The following is a 1,115-nucleotide window of genomic DNA, read 5'->3' as shown; positions in this document are numbered from 1 at the left end:
TTATTATCCATTTCCACTTAAGACACCTGAGCTGTATTATCTTCTTTTAGTGAATAAGCAGGAATTACTGCGTTAGAACACAAATATTGAACAATCTTATCAACACATACATCTACGGAGGTCGTCGCTGTATCAACTACAATTTCAGGTTTCTCGGGGTTTTCGTAATCTGAGCTTATACCGGTAAAGTTTTTGATTTCACCGGTTCTTGCTTTTTTATACAAACCTTTAGGGTCACGGTCTTCACATACATCCAACGGAGTGTTAACAAATACTTCGATAAACTCTCCGGGACAAAACATATCACGAACCATGCGTCGTTCACTTCGAAATGGAGAAATAAACGCACTCAAAGTAATTATTCCCGCGTCAACAAACAACCCAGAAACTTCTCCAACTCTCCGAATATTTTCCACTCTGTCTTCATCAGAAAAGCCCAAGTCTTTATTTAAGCCGTGACGAACATTATCTCCATCAAGCAGATAAGTATGGTAGCCATTATCATGAAGCCATCGATCAAGGGCATTTGCCACAGTAGACTTACCGGCCCCACTCAGACCTGTAAACCAAATTAAACAAGGTTTTTGTTTCTTTAATTCAGAGCGTTCATCTTTTGCTACCGCCTGATCGTGCCATACAACATTATTTCCAGACATTTATAAACTCCCAACAGCCGCAGCACCCAACGCAATCTGATAGAAAATCTGACTCATATCACGCCACAAAACAACTTGGTCAATTTTATCCGCATCAAGCGGCACAACCACAGTATCGCCCGGCGCTAGTTGAGAATCATTACTTGCAAACCAACTAGACGAGCCAGGCATCTGAACCCCGCCATTAGCCTTAATGATGTAAATTCGTTCATCATCGGCTTTATCCGTTAAGCCACCGCTGCGCTCGATATAATCCCAATAATCTAGCTCCTGTTCGAATAGTTGAGATACTGGAAGCTGAACTTCACCAATAACTGTCACTGAGCTCTTTTTCTCGGGGATGAATAGCTCATCTCCGTCCTTAAGAGATATTGAGTAAGCTTCTTGCCCAGTGATGACCTTGTCTAAGTCAATAACTAAACGACCTAAGGCAGGAGTAGTCTTGAGTTTATCCAATAA

2 protein-coding genes are annotated in these 1,115 nt (G+C 41.5%); both read right to left on the bottom strand.

Translation table 11 applies throughout. The features are described 5' to 3' along the window. Positions 1–17 precede the first annotated feature (17 nt). Positions 18–656: an adenylyl-sulfate kinase gene (gene cysC, locus A3735_RS05775; protein ID WP_068637735.1), complete on the bottom strand. Its 639-nt coding sequence runs from the start codon at positions 654–656 to the stop codon at positions 18–20. Then, on the bottom strand, positions 657–1,115 hold a 459-nt coding region (locus tag A3735_RS05770; protein WP_197485694.1), incomplete at its 5' end, for a capsule biosynthesis GfcC family protein.

The organism is Oleiphilus sp. HI0061 (genome assembly GCF_001635675.1).
The sequence above is the reverse complement of the archived record's forward strand: the minus strand, read 5'-3'. Positions and strand labels throughout refer to the sequence as shown.